The sequence below is a fragment of the Thiomonas sp. FB-6 genome (assembly GCF_000377645.1).
Lineage (GTDB): Bacteria > Pseudomonadota > Gammaproteobacteria > Burkholderiales > Burkholderiaceae_C > Thiomonas_A.
In genome coordinates this window covers 51,461-75,745 of sequence record NZ_KB898477.1, presented here as the reverse complement: position 1 = coordinate 75,745, position 24,285 = coordinate 51,461, and the positions used below count along the sequence as shown (strand labels likewise).

The window sequence follows — 24,285 nt, the reverse complement described above, 5'->3', positions numbered from 1 at the left end:
CGGCGGCGCGGGCGCCGTGCACGAAGCGCCTCGGCACGCATGGCGGGTGAGTACACTGGCTTCACGGCGCATTCGGCGCCGTCAACGACCATAACGACGGCTACGCTCGATGTTGCGGTGCACACCGCCGATCGCGGCGACGCCGAACACGGAGCCAGCAGTCCCATGAACGCCATTCCTCAGGCCAGCGCGCCGGGCACGGTGCCCGGATACGTGCGCAACGCCAAACTCATCGCCTGGGTCGAGCGCATCGCCCACCTCACGCAAGCCGAAAAAGTGCACTGGTGCGACGGCAGCCAGGAGGAATACGAGCGCCTGTGCCAGCAACTGGTGGATGCCGGAACCTTCCGGCGCCTCGACCCGGTGCGGCGCCCGAACAGCTACCTGGCCTGTTCCGACCCCTCCGACGTGGCGCGGGTCGAGGACCGCACCTTCATCTGCAGCGTGCGCCGCGAGGACGCCGGCCCGACCAACAACTGGGTGGACCCGGCCGAGATGCGCGCCTTGCTGCAGACCGGCGACAAAGCGCTGTTCCGCGGCTGCATGCGCGGGCGCACGCTGTACGTGGTGCCCTTCAGCATGGGGCCGCTGGGCTCGCCGATCTCGCACATCGGGGTCGAGCTGTCGGACTCGCCCTACGTGGCGGTGAACATGCGCCTGATGACCCGCATGGGCCGCGCGGTGGTGGAACTGCTGGGCACCGACGGCGACTTCGTGCCCTGCGTGCACAGCGTGGGCGCGCCGCTGCAACCCGGGCAGGCCGACGTGCCCTGGCCCTGCAACGCCGAGCACAAGTACATCGTCCACTACCCCGAGACCTCGGAGATCTGGTCCTACGGTTCGGGCTACGGCGGCAACGCGCTGCTGGGCAAGAAGTGCTTCGCGCTGCGCATCGCCTCGCGCATGGGGCGCGACCAGGGCTGGCTGGCCGAGCACATGCTGATCCTCGGCGTGACCACCCCGGCCGGGCGCAAGTACCACGTGGCCGCGGCCTTCCCCAGCGCCTGCGGCAAGACCAACTTCGCCATGCTCATCCCGCCGGCGTCGATGCCTGGCTGGAAGATCACCACCCTCGGCGACGACATCGCCTGGATCAAGCCCCGCGCCGACGGGCGCATGGTGGCGATCAACCCGGAAGCGGGCTATTTCGGCGTGGCGCCAGGCACCAATTCCGAGACCAATCCCAACTGCATGCGCAGCCTGGAGCGCGACGTGATCTTCACCAATGTCGCGCTCACCGACGACGGCGACGTGTGGTGGGAGGGCATGGGCCCGGCACCCCGGCACGCCATCGACTGGCAGGGCAGGGACTGGACCCCGGAGATCGCCGCGGCCACCGGCGCGAAGGCGGCCCACCCGAACGCGCGCTTCACGGTGGCGGCCACCAACAACCCGGCGCTGGATCCGGCCTGGGACGACCCCGCCGGCGTGCCCATCGACGCCTTCGTGTTCGGCGGGCGCCGCTCCGACACGGTGCCGCTGGTCACCGAGGCCCGCAACTGGCTGGAAGGCGTGTACATGGCCGCGACCATGGGCTCGGAAACCACCGCCGCGGCGGCCGGCAAGCAGGGCGTGGTGCGCCGCGACCCCTTCGCCATGCTGCCCTTCTGCGGCTACCACATGGGCGACTACTTCCGCCACTGGGTGGACGTCGAGCACAAGCTGCAGGGCGAGTCGGCCACGCTGCCGCACATCTTCTGCGTCAACTGGTTCCGCAAGGGGGCCGACGGGCGCTTCGTGTGGCCCGGCTACGGCGAGAACGCCCGCGTGCTCAAGTGGATGATCGAGCGCATCGAGGGCAGCGCCCAGGGACAGGACCATTTCTTCGGCGTCAGCCCGCGCCGCGAGGACCTGGACTGGGCCGGGCTGGACTTCAGCGCCGAGAACTACGCCTGCGTGATCGAGGCCGGCGCCGCGGACTGGCGCAAGGAACTGGCGCTGCATGACGAACTGTTCGCCAGGCTGGCCCCGCGGGTGCCCGACGAACTGCTGGCCGTGCGCCAGGCGCTCGGCGCCAACCTGGAGGATTGAGCCGGGGCCCGCCGCCGCCCCTGGCTCCTTGCGCGCCGGGCCCCCGGGGGCTCAGCGCGCGCGGGGCGGGGGCGCCAGTTCCAGGTCCGCGGGCGAGGCGCTCCTGCCGCAGCTCAGCAGCAGGCTGCCCACGCGCAGGCCGAACTTGCGGATCTCGATGCGGTTGACCGCCAGCCCGTCGCCCACCAGGTACATGCGGTCGTCCATGCGCAGGCGCACCCTGAAGCGGCCGACCGGCAGGTCCATGCGGTAGCTCCAGCGCATCTCGTGGCCCTGCGCCCGCCCGTGCGCGGTGCCCACCACGTCGGCGGCCGTGGCCTCGTAGCGCCGCACGCCCTCGTGCTCGGGAAAGCGGCGCAGGCTCCAGGTGCGCTGCTGGCGCTCGCCGTCGTCGAACACGTAGGACTCCTGCAGGCGCCCCCAGTCGCCTTCCCACAGCGCCTGCATGTCGATGCGCAGGCGTCGGCGCACGCGTCCGCGCCGGTCGCACACCACGCCTTCGGCCCACAGACGCCCGTTGAAGAATTCCTCCAGGAGCAGGGCGCGCTCGGGCAGCGCCGGCTCGCCGGGGTGTTCCGGCGCCGGCTCCGGCGCCTCGAACGCGAGCGTGCCGCCGCCCTCGGGCTCCTCGCCCAGGGTGTCGACGACGGTGTCGGGGTGCAGTTCGAAACTGGCGGGGCGGCGCTGGATCATGATGGAAACCTTCGAGGATGGCCGACGCGGCCGGCGCCGGCGACCGGAGCGCGAAGCCGTGATGGTACCGCCCGCGGCGCGGCGCCATCCGCGGGCGCGCCAGGTAGGCAAGAACTGCAAATGTCCAGGACAATTGACGACCCCGACGCGCGCAGAGTCCGCACCCATTATCATCCGGTCCTGCCATGCCCCAGCTCCCGAATTCCCAGCAAATCAACGTGCAACCGGTCGAGGACGCGCCGGATGACGCGCGCGGCCTGAGTATCGCCGCGGTCGAGCGCGACACCGGATTGTCGAAGGACACCCTTCGCATGTGGGAACGGCGCTACGGCTTCCCGGCGCCCTTGCGCAACGCGGCCGACGAGCGCCTGTACCCGGCCGAGCAGGTGCACAAGCTGCAGTTGCTGCGGCGCCTGATGATGCAGGGGCACCGCCCGGGGCGCATCGTGGCCCTGCCCCGCGAGCAGCTCGAGGCCATGGCGCCGCGCGCGCCGGCGGCGGCCGCCACGCCCGCCGGGCCCGGGCTCGGCCACTGGCTGGCCGTGCTGCGCGGACACGACGCGGAGCGCCTGCGGCGCGAACTGCAGCAGGCGCAGATCCGCCTGGGCCTGGAGCGCTTCGTGACCGAACTCGTCGCGCCGCTGACCACCGAGGTGGGCGAGGCCTGGATGCGCGGCGAGCTGCAGGTGTTCGAGGAGCACCTGTACTCGGAGACCATGCACCGCGTGCTGCGCGGCGCCATCGCCGCGCTGAGCGCGGCCGAGTCCCCGGCCCGCGAGCGCCCGCGGGTGCTGCTGACCACCATGGCCCAGGAACCGCACGGCCTGGGCCTGCTGATGGCCGAGGCGATGATGTCCCTGGAAGGCTGCCACTGCGTGTCCCTGGGGGTGCAGACCCCGATGGCCGACATGCTGCTCGCGGTGACGGCCCACCGCGCCGACGTGCTGGCGCTGAGTTTCAGCGCCCAGCCGGCGCGGGCCCAGGTGCGCGACACGCTGTCGGCCCTGCGCTCGGCCCTGCCCGACGCGGTGGAGATCTGGGCCGGCGGTTCCTCGCCCGCGCTGTCCCGGCCCCCGGCCGGGGTGCAGGTGCTGCGCACGCTGCAGGCCCTGCCCCGCCACGTGGCCGATTGGCGCGCGGCGCACGCGGCGCACGCGGCGATCTGAAGCACCCTCGGCTTGGCGCGGGCGGCGGGGGCTTCCTATACTGGACGCGCAGCCATCGCGTCGCCGGGTGCAAGGCCCGGCGCCAGGTCCCGCCCCTGAACAGGAGAACAACGTGTTTCCCGAATACCGCGACCTGATTTCCAAGCTGAAGACCCTCGATGCCCACTTCGCCAAGCTGTTCGAACGCCACAACGAGCTGGATCAACGCATCCGCAACCTGGAGGAAGGCATCGAGACGGGCGACGACGTCACCATCGAGACCCTGAAAAAGCAGAAACTCAAGCTCAAGGACGAGCTTTACCTGATGCTGCGGAAGGCCGCCGCCTAAGTGAAATCCCTGATGGGAGATCGCCGGTCCGCCCTGGGACCGGCCCAGGGGGCGATCGACAGTCTCAGCCGCGTGGTGTTCAGCCGCTATTTCACCAGCGGGCTGATCTCCGCCACCGGCACCTTCGTGCTGGGCTTCGCCGGTTACGCGCTGGGCGGCATGGGCGCCGCGCTCAGCCTGGGCACCGGCGCGCTGATGGTGTCCTTCGCCGACAACCCCGCGCCGGTCGGCCTCAAGGCGGTGGAACTGCTGTTCGCCTCCATCGCCGGAACCCTGTGCTTCGCCGCCGTCTGGGCCAGCGTGGCCCATCCCTGGGTGCAACTGGCCGTGGTGCCGCTGCTGGGCTTTCTCGCCGGGCTGGTCAGCCTGTGGGGCAAGCGGGCGGTGGCGGTGGCCTTCTGCCTGTTGTTCATCACCATCATCACCATGGGCATCCCGGCGCCGCGCAGCCCCGGGGACCTCGCCGCCGGCACCGCGCTGCTGCTGGCGGGCGCGCTGGCCTACACCGGCTACGCGCTGCTCATCGGGCGCTGGCTGCGCACCCGCGTGAAACAGCAGGCGCTGGCCGAACTGATCGACGGCATGGCCGCCTACGCGCGCTGGCAGGGCTCCATGTACCTGCGCCAGGCCGCGCGGCCGGCCGTGCCCGGCGAGGGCGACGCCTACGCGCAGGCGGCCGCGCTGCAAGGCGCCGTCAACGACGCGCTGCAGTCGGCGCGCGATCTGGTGCTGCGCGAGGGCCACGGCCCGCGCGACGCGCTGTGGACCCACATGCTGCTGGTCGCGCTGGACCTGTTCGAAACCCAGCTGGCCGCGCAGATCGACGCGGCCCCGCTGCGCGAGACCTTCGACGGCAGCGACGTGCTGGACGCGCTGGGCCAGGGCATGCAGCACAGCGCCGACATGCTGGGCGCGCTGGCGCTGGCCCTGCTCCACGACCGCGACACCTCCGAGCGCGCGCCCCGGCCCGAGGGCTGGGACGCCGTGCAGCAGCTCGCCGACGCCTGGCTGGGCCCGCGCCACGAGCCCGAGCTGCTCGACGCGCGCGCGCAGCTCGGCGCGCAACTGCAGACCCTGCGCCAGGCCGACCGCCTGATCGGCGCGCTGGACCAGGCCTACGCCATGCGCCACGCGCCCCCGGCCACGCCCGCGGTGCCCGAGGTGCCCGACGTACGGCTGTTCGTCAGCGCCTGGAAATACGACCCGAAGCAGGTGCTGTCGCACCTGCGCCTGGGCTCGCCCATCTTCCGCCACGCGGTGCGCCTGGCGCTGGCGCTGGCGCTTTCCCTGCTGGTGTCGCGCCTGCTGTTCTCGCACCAGACCCACGACTACTGGATCGCCCTGACCATCGCGGTGATCCTGCGGCCCAACTACGGCGTCACCCGCCAGCGCATCCGCGACCGTCTGTTCGGCACCATCGCCGGCTGCGTGCTGGTGGCGCTGTTCCTGGCGCTGAACCCCGGGCTGGACTGGTTGCTGCTGGCGCTGTTCCTGGCGATGGCGCTGGCGCGCACCTTCGTCACCACCCACTACCGCTTCACCGCGATTGCGGGCAGCGCGCTGGCTCTGCTGCTGGCGCATCTGCTGCAGGAGAACACCCACATCCTGGTGCAGCAGCGCCTGCTGGACACGGCCATCGGCGCCGCGCTGGCATGGGCCGCCAGCCATGTGCTGCCGCGCTGGGAATACCTGGACGCGCCGCGCCAGCTGCGCGACCTGCTGAGCGCGCTCAGCCGCTACGCGCAGGTCGTGCTGGAGCAGCAGGCGCACCAGGAACGCGAGTTCCGCGTGGCGCGCAAGCAGCTGTTCGACAATCTGGCGGCTATTACCGGCCTGTACGGGCGCATGCTGGAGGAGCCGCAGGCGCAGCGCCGCGCCCCGCAGGAGCTGGCCGGCATCATCACCCACGCCTACCTGCTGGCCTCGCAGCTGGTCTCGCTGCGCCTGCTGCGCGCCCAGCTGCAGCCCCAGGGGCGCATCGACGCGCAGGCCCTGCAATGGATCGAGCTCTGCCGCGAGCGCGTGCTGCGCCGGCTGGCGCCCGCGGCCAGCGCCGAGCCCGGCCCCGCCGAGGACTGGCTGGCCAGCGACGATCCGCTGCTGTCGCGCCTGGCGCGCATCGGCCTGGAAGCCGCGCGCATCGGCCAGATCCGCCAGCGCCTGCAACGCGAGATGCGCGCCGCCGAAGCCCAGGCGCGCGGCGCCGGGCCCGGGCGCGCGTGAGCCGGGTCTGGTGCACCGGCGCGGCCCGGCGGGCGGCCGCGCTGCTGCTGTGGGCCGCCTGCGCGCTGCCCGCCACGGCCGGCGCGAGCCCGTCCGAGACGACGCCGCCCGAGCTCTCGCATGAGCTGGCCGGCGGCCCCGGCCAGCATTGCGTGCGCAGCGGCGAAACCCTGCTGGCGATCGCCGCGCGCTACGGCGAGCCCCTGGCCCGGCTGCTGAGCGACAACGCGCTGGACGCGCGCGCCCCGCTGCGTCCCGGCCAGTGCCTGCGCATCGACAACCCGCAGGTGGTGCCGCCCGGGCCCGCCGACGGAATCCTGATCAACCTGCCCCAGCGCATGCTGTTCCTGCGCAGCGCAGGACAGCTGGTGGCGGCCTGGCCGGTGGCGGTGGGCCGCCCCGACTGGCCGACCCCGCTGGGCCGCTTTCGCGTGGCGCAACTGCGGCGCGACCCCGTGTGGCACGTGCCCCTGTCCATCCAGGAAGAAATGCGCCGCGAGGGCAAGCCCGTGCTCAGCGAGGTACCGAGCGGGCCCGACAACCCGCTGGGCCACGCCTGGGTCGGGCTGGACGCCCCCGGCTACGGCATCCACGGCACGAACGCGCCCGCCAGCATCCACAGTTTCCGCACCCACGGCTGCATCCGGCTGGACGACGACCACGCGACGCAGCTGCTGCAAGCCGTGCGCCTCGGCACCCCCGTGCACATCGTCTACCGCAGCTGGCTGCTCGCCGAACCCCCCGGGGGCCAGCTGTGGCTGCAGGCCAACCCCGATCCCTATCGCCGCGGCAGCGCCGCCGCCAGCCTGCGCGAACTGCGCGAACTGGCCGCCCGCGAAGGCCTGCAGGCACGCATCGACTGGCCGCGGGCGCAAGCCCTGCTGCAAGCGCCCCAGGGCCTGGCCGGGCGCATCGACCAGCCCGCGGGAAGATGAGTTACATCGCGTAGCATGTGCGCTGCCCGTGCCAGTTCCGCCCATGCCCCCGAAACTCCTGCCCTGCCCCACGCGCCGGCGCCTGCTGGCAGCCGCCGCCGGCGGCGCGCTGTACGCGCTGCCGCGTCGGCACGCCCGGGCCGCGCCCGCCGCGGCGCGCAGCCTGGCCTTCGAGAACCTGCACACCGGCGAGAGCCTGCGCACCGTCTACTGGGAACAGGGGCAATACCTGGAACAGCCCCTGCTCGACATCCAGCACCTGCTGCGCGACTACCGCAACGGCCAGGTGCACGCCATCGACATCGGACTGCTGAACCTGCTGCACGCCATGCGCGAGGGCCTGGGCGCCTCGCGGCCCATCCAGCTGATCAGCGGCTACCGCTCGCCGGCCACCAACGCCGCGCTGCACGCGCGCAGCGGCCAGGTCTCCAGCGGCAGCCTGCACATGCAGGGCATGGCCGCGGACATCCGCATCCCCGGCTGCGACCTGCCGCGCCTGCGCGCGCTGGCGCTGTCGCTGCGCGGCGGCGGCGTGGGCTACTACCCGCATTCGGATTTCGTGCACGTGGACGTCGGCCGCGTGCGTCAATGGACCGGTGCCTGAGTTCCACGCGCCGATGCCCCCGGCGTTGACAGCGCGCGAGGGCTCCCCGTATGTTCGTGCGGATTGCCGGGCGAACGCCGTTCGCGGCGCGCGGTTCCGGCCCGCGCCTTCGCGCGCTCCCGCCCCCTCCGCCCGCGCCCGCCCATGCCGCTTCGCGAAAGGCACCTGCCGTCCCGGCGAAGCGCCGCCTACGCGCTGGCGATCGTGCTGCCGCTGGCCGCGCTGAGCCTGCGCGAGGCCCTGGCGGGCGTCTACGGCGAACGTCCGCTGCTGGTGCTGTTCATGGTGCCCATCACCGTGTGCGCGCTGCTCGGAGGCCTCGGCCCCGGACTGCTGTGCACCGCGCTCAGCGGCCTGATCAGCGCCATCGGCCTGCAGCAGCTGCCCGGCAACTTCTCCGTCACCCATCCGCGCGACCTGCTGCAGTGGAGCCTGCTGGCCGGCAACGGCGTGCTGGCCAGCGTGCTGGCCTGGTTCGTCGAGCGCGCCCAGCGCGCCGAGAGCCGCGCGCGCGAGCTGCAGGCGGACACCGCATCCTGGTACCGCGCGGTGGTCGAAAGCTCGGACGACGCTATCGTCGGCACCGACCTGGACGGCATGATCATGGGCTGGAGCCATGGCGCGCAGGCCATGTTCGGCTACACGCCGCAGCAGGCCATCGGGCGCAGCATGGGCATGCTGTTCCACCCGGACGACGCCGTCGAACGCCAGCGCCTGCTGGAAAGCGTGCGCCGCGGCGAGGCGGTGCAGCACCACGAGGCCCGGCGCGTGCGCAGCGACGGCAGCGAACTCACGGTGTTCGTGTCGGTCTCGCCCATCCTCGACATCGACGGACGCCCCGTGGGCTCGGCGCGCATCCTGCGCGACGTCACCCATCTGCGCAAGGCCCAGCAAGAGCTGCGCGAGCAGGTGCTGCAACTCAACGCCGACCTGGAACGCCGCGTGGCCGAGCGCACCGCCGAACTGAGCGCGGCCAACCGCGAGCTCGACGCCTTCGCCTACGCCGTGTCCCACGACCTGCGCGCCCCGCTGCGCGCGATGAGCGGCTTCAGCCAGGCCCTGCTGGAGGACTACTCCGACGAACTGCCCGAGCAGGGACGCCTGTACCTGCGCCAGGTCGACATCGCCAGCCACAAGATGGGCGAACTGATCGAGGGCATCCTGGCCTTGTCCCGCAGCACCCGCGGCGAGGTACGGCGCGACCCGGTGGACCTGTCGGCCCTGGGCGAACAACTGCTGGGCGAGCTGGCGCGCGAGGAGCCCGCGCGGCGCGTGCAATGGGAAGTCGAGCCCGGGCTGCGGGCCCAGGCCGACCCGCGCATGGTCGAGGCCGTGCTGCGCAACCTGCTGGGCAACGCCTGGAAATACACGGCGCGGGCCGAGCCGGCGCGCATCCGCCTGTGCGCGGCCGAACTCGACGGCGCCGGCGGCTTCGCCGTGGAGGACAACGGCGCCGGCTTCGACATGGCCCACGCGGCCCGGCTGTTCCGCGCCTTCCAGCGCCTGCACCGGCAGGACGAATTCCCCGGCCTGGGCATCGGCCTGGCCACCGCGCAGCGCATCGTGACGCGTCACGGCGGCACGATGCGCGCGCAGGCCGCTCCCGGCCAGGGCGCCCGTTTCGAATTCACGCTGGCGCCGCAACCGGCGCCCCAAGCCGCTCCCGCGGGATCCCCGGATCCGGCGGGCCTGCCCACCCCCACCTGAGACGCGCCGTACCCATGAACCCACCATCGGTCCTGCTGGTCGAGGACAACCCGCAGGATGAAATGCTGATCCTGCGATCCCTGCGCAAGATCCACCTGGCCAACAAGGTCGAGGTGATGCGCGACGGCCAGCAGGCGGTCGATTACCTGATGGCCGAAGGCGAATTCGCCTCGCGCGACCGCAACCAGCTGCCCGCGGTGGTGCTGCTGGACATCGGCCTGCCGCGCCTGTCGGGCATCGAGGTGCTGCAGCGCCTGCGCGAGGCCGAGCACACGCGGCTGCTGCCGGTGGTCATGCTGACCTCCTCCGACGAGGACATGGACCGTCTGCGCAGCTATGAGAGCGGAGCCAACAGCTTCGTGCGCAAGCCGCTGGACTTCGGCGAGTTCGCAGAGACCGTGGCCAGCCTGGGCGCCTACTGGCTCATCACCAACCGCCCGCCCCCGGCCTGATGCCCGGGATGCTCCACGCCCCCTTGTTCATCCCGCGAATCTTCGGGTATGATGTGCGGCTTTCGGGGGTATAGCTCAGTTGGTAGAGCAGCTGACTCTTAATCAGTAGGTCCAAGGTTCGAATCCTTGTGCCCCCACCAGAACAGAAGACAAAGCCGGCCCGCGATGCGCGCCGGCTTTGTTTTTGCGCGTCGGAGGCGCCCGGACATCCCGGCCCGGGCTTTGCGTAGGATGGCGGGATCGGGCCTGCCGAGCCGGCCCGCAACTCCCCGAACATCCTGATGACCGACCCCATCCTCGTCACCGGCGGCGCCGGCTATATCGGCTCCCACACCTGCGTGGCCCTGATCGACGCCGGCTACACGCCGCTGGTGCTCGACAACCTGTGCAACAGCAGCGCCGAATCGCTGGCCCGCGTGGAGCGCATCACCGGCGTGCGCCCGGTGCTGGTCCAGGGCGACATCCGCGACCACGCGCTGCTGCAGCGCCTGCTGGCCGAACACCGCCCGCAGGCGGTGATCCATTTCGCCGGGCTGAAGGCCGTGGGCGAATCGGTGCAGCAACCCCTCGAGTACTACGACAACAACGTCGGCGGCACCACCACGCTGCTGCGGGCGATGCAGGACGCGGGGCTGCGCAACATCATCTTCTCGTCATCGGCCACGGTGTACGGGGACCCGGCCACGGTACCCATCCGCGAGGATTTCCCGCGCAGCGCGACCAACCCCTATGGGCGCAGCAAGCTGATGATCGAGGACATGCTCGCGGACCTGCAGCGCGCCGACCCGCGCTGGCGCATCGCGCGCCTGCGCTACTTCAACCCCGTGGGCGCGCATGCCAGCGGGCTCATCGGCGAAGACCCCCGCGGCGTGCCCAACAACCTGCTGCCCTACATCACCCAGGTAGCGGTGGGGCGCCTGCCGCGCCTGCGCGTGTTCGGCGGCGACTGGCCCACCCCCGACGGCACCGGGGTGCGTGATTTCATCCATGTCATGGACCTGGCCGAAGGCCATGTGGCGGCGCTGCGCCACCTGCTGGGCCATGAGGGCATGTTCACCGTCAACCTGGGCACGGGCCAGGGCTGCTCGGTGCTGCGGATGCTGCACGCGCTGGAACGCGCCAGCGGACGCGAACTGCCCTACGAGATCGCCCCGCGGCGCGCGGGGGACATCGCCGAGTGCTGGGCGGACCCCGGCGCGGCGCAGCAACTGCTGGGCTGGAAGGCCGTGCGCGACATCGACACCATCTGCGCCGACGCCTGGCGCTGGCAGCAGGCCAACCCCGAAGGCTTCGGCGAAACTTGAGCGCGTGGCCCGCGAAGCGGGCCACGCAAGGGCCGCCCGCAGCGGCGGCCGCGGGCTCAGCTGCCCGGCGAGTACACCGGGAAGGCGTCCGCCAGCTCACGCACCTGCGAGCGCACGCGCTCGAGCACCGCGGAGTCCTCCGGGGCCTCGAGCACGTCGCCGATCAGGTTGGCCGTGCGCACCACCTCGGCCTCGCGGAAACCGCGCGTGGTCATCGCCGGCGTGCCCACGCGGATGCCCGAGGTGACCATGGGCTTCTGCGGGTCGTTCGGAATGGCGTTCTTGTTCACCGTGATGTGCGCCTGGCCCAGCAGCGACTCGGCCAGCTTGCCGGTGATGTTCTTCGCGCGCAGGTCGACCAGCATCAGGTGGCTCTGCGTGCCGCCGGAGACGATGCGCAGGCCGCGGGCGGCGAGCGCCTCGGACATGGCACGGGCGTTGGCCACCACCTGCTGCTGGTAGACCTTGAACTCCGGCGCCAGCGCTTCGCGGAAGGCCACGGCCTTGGCCGCGATCACGTGCATCAGCGGCCCGCCCTGCAGCCCCGGGAAGATGGCCGAGTTGATGGCCTTCTCGTGCTGCGACTTCATCAGGATGATGCCGCCGCGCGGGCCGCGCAGGGTCTTGTGGGTGGTCGAGGTGACCACGTCGGCGTGGGGCACCGGGTTGGGGTACACGCCGGCGGCGATCAGCCCGGCGTAGTGGGCCATGTCGACCATGAAGATGGCCCCCACCTCGCGCGCGATGCTCGCGCAGCGCTCGAAGTCGATGTGCAGGCTGTAGGCCGAGGCCCCCGCGATCAGCAGCTTGGGGCGATGCTCCAGCGCCAGGCGGTGCATCTGCTCGTAGTCGATGCGTTCCTGCGCGTCCAGGCCGTAGGGCACGACCTTGAACCACTTGCCGCTCATGTTCAGCGACATGCCGTGGGTCAGGTGCCCGCCTTCGGCCAGGCTCAGGCCCATGATGGTGTCGCCGGGGTTGAGGAAGGCCAGGAACACCGCCTCGTTGGCCTGCGCGCCCGCATGGGGCTGCACGTTCGCGGCCTCGGCGCCGAACAGCTGCTTGACCCGCTCGATGGCCAGGCTCTCGGCCACGTCCACGTATTCGCAACCGCCGTAATAGCGGCGCCCGGGATAGCCCTCGGCGTACTTGTTGGTCAGTTGCGTGCCCTGCGCCTGCATCACGGCGGGGGACGCGTAGTTCTCGGAGGCGATGAGTTCCAGATGCTCGTGCTGGCGGCGGTTCTCGTTCTGGATGGCGGCCCAGAGTTCGGGGTCGGCCTGGGCAATGGCGATGGAGCGGTCGAACATGGAGGTTTCCCGGGAGGCGAAGCGCACACAGGCGCATGGAACGGCCGCCGCGGCCCGCGGAGCGGGCCGGCGGCGTGGTAGAGCCCAGGCGAACGGCGGCAACGGTTGCGCTTCCCGGTGGTCACTCCCACCTCGGCCCGCAGCGGCCACGCCGGCCGCGGCCCTGGGGGCCGCTACAGGCGTTGCCGGGCCTCATCGCCAGTCGCGCAACGGACATATGGTAACCGAGCCCCCGGCCCGGTGTGTCCCCGCAAAGGCGCGTTGTCGCAAGGGTCGGGCACGGCGCGGAGGCCGCGCCCACGGCCCGCGCGACTCAGGTGGCCGCAGCCTGGCGCACCGGCTCGCTGCTGGCCGTCTGCACCCGCGCCGCGATGGTGCGCGGCGCGTTCGGCTTGACCGAGGTGAGGATCTGCCGAAGGCGCGCCTGCTCGGCCAGCACCTTGGTGGCATAGCCGCCCTCGCTGGCATCCGAGGTGGCGCCCACGTACATGCGCAGCCCCGCCTGCAGCGAGCCGCCTCGCGCGATGGCGTCGCGCAGCACCACGGCCCCCACGCGCACGTTGGTCAGCGGATCCAGGCTGGCCCGCGGGCCGCCGTAGGGCGCGAACTTGTCACGGTGCACGCTGGCCATCACCTGCATCAGCCCGGTGGCGCCGACGGCGCTCTGGGCGTAGGGGTTGAAGGAGGACTCCACGGCCATGACCGCCAGGATCAGCGTCGGGTCGAGGTGCTCCTGGTGGCCGGCCGCCCAGGCTCCCGCCACCAGCTCGCGCATCGCCGCCGGGGCGATGCTGTAGCGCCGCGCCAGCCAGTCGGCCACCGCCGTCTGGCCCGGCTGCAGCGGCTGCAGCGGCTGGGGCTCGAGCACCGCCGCGTCGGCGGTGGAGATGCTCGGGCCCATGTCCGCGGCGCGCTGGCCGAGCGATTGCAGTTCCTGCATCGCCACCTTGCGCGCGGACACCCATTGCACGACGTTCTGCTCAAGCGACAGAACCGATTGCGGATGCACATAAAGGTAGGCACCCGCCGCAACCACGAAAAAACCCACCATCATCAGCGTGTTGTGGGTCCACTGAAGGACCTCCGCACCGATGCTTCGCCAGCTGGGAAGCCGGACTTGCGAGTCTTGCGACATCGTCTTCTCCTGTGTCGATTGGCGGGGCAGACGGGGCCGACAAGCGGCGCCGCGGTTGCCACCACCGGGCACAGATCCGGAACCGGCGCGTCGAAGCGGGCGTGCCTGGCCTAGGATGCGGCTGGCACGCCGTCACCGGGCTCGGGGCCGGGACGGTTCCGGGGCGATTCCATCGCACGCCCCGCGCGAGGCGAAGCCCGTAGGCCGCTGCGTAGGCCCTGACCCCAAGCGAGCAGGACCCATCGGTGGTGCGAGAACGAGCGCCATTTTAGAGCTTGCTTATATCCTGTCAATTGATAAGCCTTTTGTATACCAAACTTTTCGTTATATGAAATACCGCGATCTAAGGGATTTCCTGGATGTCCTGAGAGGTCAAGGCGACCTCGTCGACGTTGCGCAGCCGGTGGATCCGCGCCTGGAAATGACCGCGGTGTGCGACGCCATGCTGCAGCGCGGCGGGCCCGCGCTGCTGTTCCAGCACCCCACCGGGCACGGCATGCCGGTGCTGGGCAACCTGTTCGGAACCACCCACCGCGTGGCGCTGGGCATGGGCGCGCAGGAGGTCGGCGAACTGCGGCGCATCGGCGAAGTGCTGGCGGCGCTGCGCCAGCCCGAGCCGCCGCGCGGTCTCAAGGACGCCGGCGAACTGTTCCAGCTGGTGCGCGCGGTCTGGGACATGCGCCCCAGCACCCTGCGCCGCCCGCCCTGCCAGCAGGAATGCCTGGAAGGAGATGCGGTGGACCTGGACGCGCTGCCGCTGCAGACCTGCTGGCCCGGCGACGCGGCGCCGCTGCTCACCTGGGGCCTGGTGGTCACGCGCGGCCCGCGCAAGCCGCGCCAGAACCTGGGCATCTACCGCCAGCAGCGCATCGGCAGGCGCCAGCTGATCATGCGCTGGCTTTCGCACCGCGGCGGCGCGCTGGACTTCCGCGACCACGCCGCGATGCACCCGGGCCAGCCCTTTCCCATCGCGGTGGCGCTGGGCGCCGACCCGGCCACCATCCTGGGCGCCGTCACCCCGGTGCCCGATTCGCTGTCGGAGTTCCAGTTCGCCGGCCTGCTGCGGGGCTCGCGCACCGAGGTGGCCGACTGCGTGGGGCTGCCGCTGCAGGTTCCGGCGCACGCCGAGATCGTGCTGGAAGGGCACATCCCGCCGGCCGCGCCCGGCTTCGAGGGCCGCAGCGAGACCGGGGTCGCGTTGAAGGAAATCGGCGGCTGGCTGCACGCGCTGGAGGGGCCCTTCGGCGACCACACCGGCTATTACAACGAACAGGAATGGTTCCCGGTGTTCGAAGTGCAGCGCATCACGCGGCGCAAGGACCCCATCTACCACTCCACCTACACCGGCAAGCCGCCCGACGAGCCGGCCGTGCTGGGCGCCGCGCTGGGCGAGGTGTTCGTGCCCCTGCTGCGCCAGCAGTTCCCGGAGATCACCGACGTGTACCTGCCGCCCGAGGGCTGTTCCTACCGCCTGGCGGTGGTCTCCATGCGCAAGCAGTACGCCGGGCACGGCAAGCGCGTGATGATGGGCCTGTGGAGCTTCCTGCGCCAGTTCCTGTACACCAAGTTCATCATCGTCACCGACGATGACGTGAACATCCGCGACTGGCGCGACGTCATCTGGGCCATCACCACGCGCATGGACCCGGTGCGCGACACCACGCTGATCGACCACACACCCATCGACTACCTCGATTTCGCCTCGCCGCAGGCGGGCCTGGGGGGCAAGATGGGCATGGACGCCACCCACAAGTGGCCCGGCGAGACTTCGCGCGAATGGGGCCGCCCGATCGTCCCCGACGCCCAGGTGCAGCGCCGCGCGGAAGACCTGGTGCGCCAGCTGTGGCCCGCCGGCCGCGCCAGCGGGCGGCCGCTCTGACGGGCCGGAACTTGCGCTGAACCCACGTTTTTCTCGCGGGTTTTGTTCATAATGAGAGGATGATGCCGCCCTACGCTCGAATTTCGCTGCGCTGGTCGCTGCGCGTCCTCGCCGTCCTCGCGCTGCTGGTGCTGTTGCTGATGGCCGTCTCCCCCTGGGCCGTGCCTTCCCTGTTGCGCCGGGAGATCCCCCGGCTGGGCCAGCAGAGCCTGGGCCGCGTCGTCCACGTAGGGCCGCTGAGCTTCAACCCCGTGCTGCTGCGCCTGCGGGTGCAGGACCTGCAGGTGCTCGACGCAACCGGGCACGCGGATGCGCTGCGCCTGAAGCAAGGCAGCGTGCGCCTGGACTGGACCTCGCTGTGGGGCCTGCACCCGCGCATCGGCGAGCTGCGCCTGCAAGGCCTGAGCCTGCGCGTGGTGCGCGACGCGGCCGGCCGGATGGACTTCGAGGACATCCTGCGCCGCCTGGCCGCCAGCCCCTCGTCGAAATCGTCCGGCGGCACCCCGGCCTTCTCGCTGGACGACTTCGAACTCACGGACGGCACCCTGTCCTACGAGGACCAGGCCAGCGGCCTGCGCACGACCATGCGCAACCTGCACCTGCAGCTGACCGACCTGTCCACGCTGGGCAGCGCCGACGGCACGCTGCACGCCAGCGCCAAGGGCCTGCTGGACGGCGCGCCGCTGAGCCTGCGCTTCGGCGGCACCGTGTTCGGCGCCAAGCCCGTGCTGCGCGTCGACCTGCAGCTGGACAAGCTGGCGCTGGCGCCGTGGAGCGCGCTGCAGCCCAAGGACCTGGCGTTGCGCCTGAGCCAGGGCAGCCTGGACACCACGCTGCACATGCAGTGGCCGCTGCGCAGCGCCGCAGGCCCTGAGCTCTCCGGGCACGTGCAGCTGCAGGCAGTCACCCTGGAACGTTCGGGGCATGCGATGGTGCAGATCGCCAAGGCCGGCCTGGACCTGGTCTCGGTGCAGCCGATGCTGCGCAGCGTGCGCCTGGGAAGCCTGCAGGTCGACGGCGTCCAGGCGCGGCTGGACCGCTCCGAGCTGAGCGCGCCGGCCCCGGCCGCCGCCACCCGCTCCAGTGCTCCGCCAGCCTCCGCTTCCGCCCCGGCCACGGCTTCCTCGTCGGCTCCGGCCGGGCCCCGCGGCGCGGCTTCGGCGCCCGCGGCGCCGCCCTGGCGGGTGGAACTGGCCGGCGCCAGCCTGCGCGATGCGCAACTGCAATGGCATGACGCCACCGTCCACCCGGTGGTGGACTGGACCCTGCGCATGCCCCAGCTCAGCGTGGGCCCGGCGCAATGGCCCCTGCCGCCGGCCGGCACCGCCAAGCCGCTGCAGGCCAGCGCCCAGCTGCTCGGGCCCCAGGGCCTGAAGCTGAGCCTGCAAGCCAGCGCCGATGCCGCCAAGGCCGAGGCCACCGTGGACCTGCAGGGCCTGGATCCGCGGCTCGCGCAGCCCTACGCCGAGCCCTGGCTGCAAGGCGCTCCGCTGCCCTCCGGGGTGCTGCAGGCGCGCGCCCGGCTGAACTGGGCCGGCCACGCGCTGCACGCCGTGGTGCCCGAAGCGCGCTGGCAGGACTTCAGCTGGCAGCCCGCCGGCCCCGAGGCCGGCCAGGGCCCGCGAGCCAAGGCCCTGGTGCTGCGCGACGCCAGCGTGGCCTGGAGCGCAGGCCCCGCCATGCTGCGCATCGGCGCGGGCGCGCTGGACGTCGAGCAGCCGTCCATCGGCGGCCCGGCCGGCATGCACGCGGCAGGCCTGCAGATTCGGGACGCCAAGGTGGACGTGGACGCGCGCAGCCTGAGCCTGGGCAGCGTCGCCCTGCTGCAGCCGCAGGCGGCCGTCACCCGCGACTCCAGCGGCGCATGGTCGCTGCAGCGGATGCTGCCCGCCGGATTGCTGCCGGCGGCCAAGCCCGCGGGGTCCGCCGCGGCGCCCGCTGCCAGGCAGCCCGCCGGCGCGGCACGGCCGTGGAGCGTGCAGGTGGCCGACGCCAGCATCCGCGGCGCCACCGTGGGCTTCGCCGACACCCATGCGGCGCGCCCGGTGGTGCTGTACTTCAGCGGCGTGAACGCCGAGCTGCACCACGCCTCCTGGCCCATGCGCGACGCCGCCGGCCTGAGTCTGCAGGCCCATGTGCTCGACGCCCGCCAGGCCCCCATCCCCTCGGGGCCGCGTGGCGCCGCCGCCGGCGCGCTGATCAGCCTGCAGGGCCAGTTGCGCTCCGCGCCGTGGCGCCTGCACGGGCAGCTGCGCGCGCAGGGCCTGCCGGTGCAGGTGGCCGGCGACTACCTGCCGCGCGTGAATGCCCGCGTGGTGCGTGGCACCGCGGACGCCGACGGCAGCCTCGACGTGTCGCTCGCCGCGGGCGGGCCGCGCCTGGGCTTCGACGGCAAGGCCTCGCTCGACGGCTTCGCGCTCAACACCCAGCAGCCCGACGCGAGCCTGCTCGGCTGGCGCTCGCTGCAATTGCAGCCGCTGCACGTGCAGGTGGACCCGGCCGCCAGCCCGGCGACCCACGTGGACATCGGGCAGGTGCTGTTGCGCAACTTCTACGCCCGCCTCACGCTGAGCCCGCAGGCCCGCCTGAACGTGGCCGAGGTGCTGCGCCCGGCCGGCGCGGCCCCCGCCGCCTCCGCGCCCACCTCGCCGGCCGCGCCGCCAGCGCGCGCGGCGCCCGCCCAGGGCTCCGCCGGCCGCGCCAATGCCCTGCCGCTGAGCCTGCGCATCGGCGGCATCACGCTGGACGGCGGCCGCGTCGACTGGGCCGACCACTTCGTGCAACCCAACTACTCGGCCACCCTGGGCAACGTGCACGGCAGCATCGGCGCCTTTTCCTCCGACTCGCCGCAGCAGGCCAAGGTGGACCTGCGCGCAGTGGCCGAGGGCACGGCTCCCGTCACTCTCACGGGCCAGGTCAACCCCCTGCTCAGCCCGCCGCAGCTCGACGTGCACGGCCGGGTCGACGACCTGCAGCTGGCACCGCTGTCGCCCTACTCCACCCGCTACGCGGGCTACGGCATCGAGCGCGGCCTGCTGTCCATGGACGTGCACTACGACATCGACGCCGGCGGCAAGCTGGAAGCCGACAACAAGCTGGTGCTGCGCCAGCTCACCTTCGGCCCCCACGTGGACAGCCCGACGGCGACCAAGCTGCCCGTGCTGCTGGCGGTCAACCTGCTGAAGGATCCGAACGGCAACATCAACCTGGACATCCCCATCTCCGGTTCCCTCAACGACCCGCACTTCAGCCTCGGCGCGGTCATCGCGCAGGCCATCGGCAAGCTGCTGCTGCGCGCCATCACCGCCCCCTTCTCGCTGATGGCCCACATGTTCTCGGGCTCCGCGCCGCCGCCGCAACTCAACGTGGTGCCCTTCGCCGCCGGCGAGGCGCAGCTGCAGGCCGCCGATGCCACGCGCCTGGCCGACATCGCCCGGCTGCTGCAGGCCAAGTCGCAGCTGGTGGTCACCATCACCGGCGGCAGCTGCGGCAGCGCCGAGGCGTCCGCGCTGCAACACGCGGTGCTGGAGCGGCGGCTGCTGCAGGCGTGGCGGCGCGATCTGCCGCGCGCCGAGGCCTATGCGCATGCGAAGGACAGCCAGGTTCCGGCGAAGGACCGCGACCAGGCGCTGGCGGAGCTCTACCGCTCCACCTCGCTGCCCGACAAGCCGCGCAACGCCCTGGGCCTGGCCAGCAGCGTGCCGCCGCAGACCATGCAGGAGTTGCTGCTCAAGTCCATACCCGACGGAGCCGACCAGCAGCAGGCGCTGGCGATGCGCCGCGCCATCGCGCTGCGCGAGGCCCTGAGCAAGCTGGGCGTGCCCGCCGCGCGCCAGTTCATCGCCGCGCCCGAGGTGCAGGGCCCGGGCGCCAAGGAGTGCTCGCCCAGCGCGCGCCTGAGCGTCAGCCTGCCCTGATCTCCGGCACGGCGCGGCAGCCTGCCCGCAGGCATAAATTTTTGGGGTTTTGCTCTTGACGATGGACGAGCGCAGGCCTAGATTTGGAGGCGTCGCGGGGGTTTGAGCCGCCACGACCGCCGGCCCGGGTTCAGCCCGTGCCGAGCATGCCAACTCCGGCACTCCGTGCCGGGTGCGGTACTCGGCAACACACCCGGGTACCGCGGTCCTAAAGGCCGCGTCGCCGCTTCAGGCACGCGGCCTTCTCGTTTGTGCGCCGGCCCCGGCCTCGCGCGTGGACCGGGCCCCCTGCAGAGCTTCGCGCAATGGCGTATGGTCGGCCTGCAGGAGCCCTCGCCATGAGCATGACCGATACGACGAGCACGACCACCCCGCAGGACGCGGCCTCGCAAGCCGCCGCGCCGGCGCTGGAAACCATCACCCTGGCCGGCGGCTGCTTCTGGTGCGTGGAAGCCGCGGTGCTGGCACTGGACGGCGTCCTGGAAGCCACCAGCGGCTATGCCCAGGGACAGGTGGACCAGCCCAGCTACGAGCAGGTTTGCGGCGGGCGCACCGGGCATGCCGAGGCCGTCAGGGTGCGTTTCGACCCGCGGCGCCTGAGCCTGCAGGCACTGCTCGACCTGTTCTTCACCATTCACGACCCGACCACGCCGAACCGCCAGGGTGGCGACGTGGGCCCGCAGTACCGCTCGGGCATCTACTTCGAGCAGCCCGAGCACGAGGCCGTGGTGCGCGAGTACCTCCGGCGCCTGGAGCAAGGCGGGCGCTACGGCGGGCAGCCCATCGTCACCGAACTCGAGGCCCTACGGGTGTTCTGGCCGGCCGAGGCCTACCACCAGCGCTACTTCGAGCAGCATCCCGAACAGGGCTATTGCCAGGTGGTGATCGCGCCCAAGATGGCCAAGGTGCAGCGCGAATTCGCCGGCCGGCTCGCTCCCAAGGCCTGAGCCGCGCACGGGCACGGGCCCCGGCCACGCCGGGCGCCGCCCCACCCGCCCTGCCGGCGGCGCTTCAGGCCATCCTGGCCAGCAGCTCGCGCAGCTGTCCGTCGGAGGGCACGCCGGTGAACATGTCCGCCTGGCCGCCGCGCTGCTTCCACACCATCACCGGAACGCCGAACAGCTTGTGCTCGCGGTAGATGTCCAGGTTGCGCTGCAGCAGCTGGCGGGTCCGCGGCTCGATGTTCGCGGCCGGCTCGATGCCTCCACCGGGCTGGCCGTTGGCGGCGAAGTCGTAGTCGTGCTCGTTGGTCTCGAAGGCCTTGAGCCGGTCGGGCGCCTGCAGGATGGCCGCCGCCTTGGGCAGGCTGCTGGCGGTCAGCATGCCCAGGGCCACCCAATGCACCTGCAACTGGTCGCGCTGCAGCAGCGGGGTCAGCTTCAGGTACAGCTGGTGGCAATAGGGGCAGTTGGGGTCGAAGAACACATAGAGCTTGTGCCCGCCACGGCCTTGCTGGACGCTCGTGGCCTGGTCCATCGCCGCAAGCAGCGCCGCGGCCTGCGCGCCTTGCGCGGCCCGCGCGGCCGGCACGCCGGAGGCTGCCAGCAGCCCGGCGGCTGCGGCGCCCAGCATCAGGCGCCGAGGCGGTACCGGATTGGAAGCATCGTGACGCATCGAATGCACTCCCAGGGGTGTTTGACCGAGCCATTGTGACACCGCCGGCAACGGGGCGCACGACACCGGTGCGCTGTGCTCAGGGGGCCAGGCGCTGGCGTGCCCAGGTTCCGTCGGGTCCGAGGCGATAGGCCAGGCGGTCGTGCAGGCGCGACGGGCGCCCCTGCCAGAACTCCCAGGCGTCGGGCACCAGGCGGAAACCACCCCAGTGCGGCGGACGCGGCGGCTGCAGGCCGAACTGCAGGCCGTAGGCGGCGGCTCGCCGCACCAGCACCGAGCGGTCCGCGATGGGCTGGCTCTGCTCCGAGGCCCAGGCGCCGATGCGCGAGGCCAGCGGGCGGCTGGCGAAATAGGCGTCGGACTCCTCGTCGGACACCTTTTCCACATGCCCCTCGATGCGCACCACGCGCTCGAGCTCCACCCAGTGGAATTGCAGCGCCGCGACAGCATGGGCCTGCAGCTCGCGCCCCTTGCGGCTGTGGTAGTTGGTGTACCAGACGATGCCGCGCGCATCCACGCCCTTGATCAGCACCACCCGCGTGGAGGGCCTTCCGCTCTCCCCCACGGTGGCCAAGGTCATGGCGTTGGGCTCGGGCAGGCGCGCCCGCACGGCCTCGGCGAGCCAGTGCTCGAACTGACGGGTGGGGTCGGGATCGGCGTGCGCCTCGTCCAGCTCGGCGCGGGCGTAGTCCTTGCGAAGATCGGCCAGGTTGTCCATCGGGCCAGTATAGGAAAAGGGCGCCTGCCGCGCGTTGCGGCCGCGGCGCGCCAGCATGCATCCCCTCGAAGCGCGGGGATCGGGGAACCTTCGGGCGCTCGACGACTCCCAGTGTCCTGAGGCCTGGCTCGCACCCACCCGAAAGGACCGACATCATGCCGTCTTCCCGCATGGCCACCCGCATGGCCACCCTGGCCGCGCTTTCCTGCCTGGCCCTGGCCGCCGCCCCTCGCGCCCGCGCGGCCGAACCCGCTCCGATGCTCTGCCCCGCGATGACCAACGGCGAGCGGCCCGCGGGCGGCTGGAGCACCCGCAACTTCGACTCCGCGCACCCCACGGCGCTGATGGAAATCGGCTGGTACCCCGAGCCCGACGCCAGTTCCGACCGCGGGCGCATCGAGTGCGTGTACGCACCCTACTTCTCGCGTTTCCCCTACCCGCGGCTGATCGGCGAATTCCCGGTGCAACGCCCGGTCACTCCAGGCTGGATGCGCCCGAGCCCGACGGTGGACTGGCTGCTGTGCAGCGGCGCCACCATGACCCACTTCGACACCACGCAGTGCCCCTTCGTGCCGGTGGCGGCGCCGCCGCAACCCGGCCGCACCGAATCGCCATTCTGAGTGAGGGCCCCCAGGGCCGGGCTGCGCCCAGCCCGCCCCCCGTGGGGGTCAAGAAAACTTGGGGCGGCCCGGCGTTTTCTTGAGAGGGGCCGGTGGGGGGCGAGCCGGGCAGGCCGCCCGCCAGACCTCAGCGAGGCAGCTCGGTGGAACCCATGAGGAAGCGATCGACTTCCCGGGCGGCCTGGCGGCCTTCCCGGATCGCCCACACCACCAGGCTCTGGCCGCGGCGCATGTCGCCGGCGGCGAACACCTTGGGCACGTTGGTCGCGTAGCCGCCCGCGTCCTCGGTGCCGGCGCTGACGTTGCCGCGCGCGTCGCGCTGCACGCCGAAGGCCTCGAGCACCGGGGCCACGGGATGCACGAAGCCCATGGCCAGCAGCACCAGGTCGGCCTGCAGCATGAACTCGCTGCCCGGCACCTCCTGCATGCGCCCGTCCTTCCACTCCACGCGGCAGGCCTGCACCTGCTTGACCTTGCCCTTGTCCTTGCCGGTGCCCGGCACGAAGGACTTGGTGGCCACCGACCAGTCGCGCGAGCAACCTTCTTCGTGGCTGCTGGAGGTGCGCAGCTTGATCGGCCAGTACGGCCACACCAGGGGCTTGTTCTCCTGCTCGGGCGGCTGCGGCAGCAGCTCGAACTGGGTCACGCTGGCGGCGCCGTGGCGGTTGCTGGTGCCCACGCAGTCGCTGCCGGTGTCGCCGCCGCCGATCACCACCACATGCTTGCCAGTCGCGAGGATCTGGCCCTTGACCTTGTCGCCGGCGTTCACCCGGTTCTGCTGGGGCAGGAATTCCATCGCGAAATGCACGCCGTCGAGCTCGCGCCCGGGCACCGGCAGGTCGCGCGGATGCTCGGAGCCGCCGGTCAGCAGCACGGCGTCGAACTCGCCCAGCAGTTGCTGGGGGCTGCGCTGCTGGGCGGCCAGGTTGGTCACGGTGGCGCCGGGCCCTTCGGCCGGCATCTGGCCCACCAGGATGCCGGTCTCGAAACGCACGCCCTCTGCGCGCATCTGCTCGACCCGCCGGTCCACGTGGCTCTTCTCCAGCTTGAAGTCGGGAATGCCGTAGCGCAGCAACCCGCCGACGCGATCGTTCTTCTCGAACACCGTCACGTCATGCCCGGCGCGCGCCAGTTGCTGCGCGGCGGCCAGCCCGGCGGGCCCGGAGCCCACCACCGCCACGCGCTTGCCCGTGCGGTGAGCGGCCGGCTGGGGTTGCACCCAGCCCATCTCCCAGCCCTTGTCGATGATCGCGTGCTCGATGGACTTGATGCCCACCGGCGCGGCGTTGATGCCCAGGGTGCAGGCCGACTCGCAGGGCGCCGGGCAGATGCGTCCGGTGAACTCGGGAAAGTTGTTGGTCGAGTGCAGCACGTCCAGCGCCTCGCGCCACTGCCCGCGCCACACCAGGTCGTTGAAATCCGGAATCACGTTGTTGACCGGGCAGCCGTTGTTGCAGAACGGGATGCCGCAATCCATGCAGCGCCCCGATTGCAGCTTGGCCTTGTCGTCCGGCAGCTGGTGCACGAACTCCTTCCAGTTCTTCAGGCGCACCGCGGGAGCCTCGTAGCTCTCCTCCTGGCGCTCGAATTCCATGAACCCGGTGGTCTTTCCCATCTCGATTCCCTCGATGCTGTGCGCTGCGCGGACC

General features: G+C 71.8%; 19 protein-coding genes, 1 tRNA gene and 1 riboswitch. Of the genes, 14 read left to right on the top strand and 6 right to left on the bottom strand.

All coding sequences use genetic code 11. The annotated features are described in order from the left end of the window. Positions 1-165: 165 nt before the first annotated feature. Positions 166-2,031, top strand: coding sequence for a phosphoenolpyruvate carboxykinase (GTP) (locus D466_RS0108305; protein WP_051083716.1), 1,866 nt, complete (start codon positions 166-168; stop codon positions 2,029-2,031). Positions 2,032-2,082: 51 nt separating this feature from the next. On the opposite strand, the gene D466_RS21130 is transcribed toward D466_RS0108305, so the two are convergent. Next, positions 2,083-2,724: a DUF3833 family protein gene (locus tag D466_RS21130; RefSeq protein WP_018913251.1), complete on the bottom strand. Its 642-nt coding sequence runs from the start codon at positions 2,722-2,724 to the stop codon at positions 2,083-2,085. 185 nt (positions 2,725-2,909) lie between these two features. Between D466_RS21130 and D466_RS0108295 the strand changes: the two genes are divergently transcribed. The 9 genes from D466_RS0108295 to galE all read left to right on the top strand — a co-directional run bounded on the left by D466_RS0108295 (position 2,910) and on the right by galE (position 11,443). Then, the gene (locus D466_RS0108295) at positions 2,910-3,890 is read left to right on the top strand and encodes a B12-binding domain-containing protein (protein ID WP_018913250.1); all 981 of its coding nucleotides are present in this window, start codon (positions 2,910-2,912) and stop codon (positions 3,888-3,890) included. Positions 3,891-4,002: 112 nt separating this feature from the next. Further along, a complete protein-coding gene (locus D466_RS0108290) occupies positions 4,003-4,218 on the top strand; it encodes a YdcH family protein (protein ID WP_018913249.1) in 216 nt (71 codons plus the stop codon). A gap of 12 nt (positions 4,219-4,230) precedes the next feature. Continuing rightward, positions 4,231-6,441 (top strand): FUSC family membrane protein, encoded by a 2,211-nt coding sequence (locus tag D466_RS21125; RefSeq protein WP_051083709.1) that lies wholly within the window; start codon positions 4,231-4,233, stop codon positions 6,439-6,441. Then, positions 6,438-7,376, top strand: a complete 939-nt coding sequence (locus tag D466_RS23875; RefSeq protein ID WP_018913248.1) for a L,D-transpeptidase family protein — start codon at positions 6,438-6,440, stop codon at positions 7,374-7,376. The genes D466_RS21125 and D466_RS23875 overlap by 4 nt, the downstream gene beginning before the upstream one ends. Before the next feature lie 43 nt (positions 7,377-7,419). Continuing rightward, positions 7,420-7,980: a DUF882 domain-containing protein gene (locus D466_RS0108275; protein ID WP_018913247.1), complete on the top strand. Its 561-nt coding sequence runs from the start codon at positions 7,420-7,422 to the stop codon at positions 7,978-7,980. Positions 7,981-8,124: 144 nt separating this feature from the next. After that, on the top strand, positions 8,125-9,687 hold the full coding sequence (locus tag D466_RS22740) for a PAS domain S-box protein (RefSeq protein WP_018913246.1): 1,563 nt from the start codon (positions 8,125-8,127) through the stop codon (positions 9,685-9,687). A 14-nt stretch (positions 9,688-9,701) separates the two neighbouring features. Beyond that, positions 9,702-10,139 (top strand): response regulator, encoded by a 438-nt coding sequence (locus D466_RS0108265; RefSeq protein ID WP_018913245.1) that lies wholly within the window; start codon positions 9,702-9,704, stop codon positions 10,137-10,139. Between the two features lie 64 nt (positions 10,140-10,203). After that, a tRNA-Lys gene (locus tag D466_RS0108260) sits at positions 10,204-10,279 on the top strand. A gap of 141 nt (positions 10,280-10,420) precedes the next feature. After that, positions 10,421-11,443 (top strand): UDP-glucose 4-epimerase GalE, encoded by a 1,023-nt coding sequence (gene galE / locus D466_RS0108255; RefSeq protein WP_018913244.1) that lies wholly within the window; start codon positions 10,421-10,423, stop codon positions 11,441-11,443. Between the two features lie 56 nt (positions 11,444-11,499). On the opposite strand, the gene glyA is transcribed toward galE, so the two are convergent. Together glyA and D466_RS0108245 are read right to left on the bottom strand one after the other, a co-directional pair. Beyond that, complete coding sequence (gene glyA, locus D466_RS0108250; RefSeq protein ID WP_018913243.1) at positions 11,500-12,753, bottom strand: serine hydroxymethyltransferase; 1,254 nt, start codon at positions 12,751-12,753, stop codon at positions 11,500-11,502. Positions 12,754-12,828: 75 nt separating this feature from the next. Beyond that, a riboswitch (ZMP/ZTP riboswitch) is annotated at positions 12,829-12,969 on the bottom strand. A 97-nt stretch (positions 12,970-13,066) separates the two neighbouring features. Further along, on the bottom strand, positions 13,067-13,888 hold the full coding sequence (locus D466_RS0108245) for a transglycosylase SLT domain-containing protein (protein ID WP_018913242.1): 822 nt from the start codon (positions 13,886-13,888) through the stop codon (positions 13,067-13,069). Positions 13,889-14,216: 328 nt separating this feature from the next. Here D466_RS0108245 and D466_RS0108240 point away from each other — a divergent pair, with 328 nt between their 5' ends. The 3 genes from D466_RS0108240 (at position 14,217) to msrA (ending at position 20,631) form a co-directional block, all read left to right on the top strand. Then, positions 14,217-15,767 (top strand): UbiD family decarboxylase, encoded by a 1,551-nt coding sequence (locus D466_RS0108240; protein WP_038165708.1) that lies wholly within the window; start codon positions 14,217-14,219, stop codon positions 15,765-15,767. Positions 15,768-15,826: 59 nt separating this feature from the next. Then, positions 15,827-19,684 carry a DUF748 domain-containing protein gene (locus D466_RS0108235; protein ID WP_018913240.1) on the top strand — a complete coding sequence of 1,286 codons (3,858 nt, stop codon included), beginning with the start codon at positions 15,827-15,829 and terminating at the stop codon, positions 19,682-19,684. Between the two features lie 338 nt (positions 19,685-20,022). Next, positions 20,023-20,631, top strand: a complete 609-nt coding sequence (msrA, locus tag D466_RS0108230; protein WP_018913239.1) for a peptide-methionine (S)-S-oxide reductase MsrA — start codon at positions 20,023-20,025, stop codon at positions 20,629-20,631. 64 nt (positions 20,632-20,695) lie between these two features. On the opposite strand, the gene D466_RS0108225 is transcribed toward msrA, so the two are convergent. Further along, positions 20,696-21,298, bottom strand: a complete 603-nt coding sequence (locus D466_RS0108225; RefSeq protein WP_038165703.1) for a thioredoxin fold domain-containing protein — start codon at positions 21,296-21,298, stop codon at positions 20,696-20,698. A 79-nt stretch (positions 21,299-21,377) separates the two neighbouring features. Further along, on the bottom strand, positions 21,378-22,016 hold the full coding sequence (pdxH, locus tag D466_RS0108220; protein ID WP_026285029.1) for a pyridoxamine 5'-phosphate oxidase: 639 nt from the start codon (positions 22,014-22,016) through the stop codon (positions 21,378-21,380). Positions 22,017-22,171: 155 nt separating this feature from the next. Between pdxH and D466_RS0108215 the strand changes: the two genes are divergently transcribed. Further along, positions 22,172-22,636: a hypothetical protein gene (locus D466_RS0108215; protein ID WP_156004123.1), complete on the top strand. Its 465-nt coding sequence runs from the start codon at positions 22,172-22,174 to the stop codon at positions 22,634-22,636. 127 nt (positions 22,637-22,763) lie between these two features. On the opposite strand, the gene D466_RS0108210 is transcribed toward D466_RS0108215, so the two are convergent. Beyond that, complete coding sequence (locus tag D466_RS0108210) at positions 22,764-24,251, bottom strand: glutamate synthase subunit beta (protein ID WP_018913235.1); 1,488 nt, start codon at positions 24,249-24,251, stop codon at positions 22,764-22,766. Between the last annotated feature and the right edge of the window lie 34 nt (positions 24,252-24,285).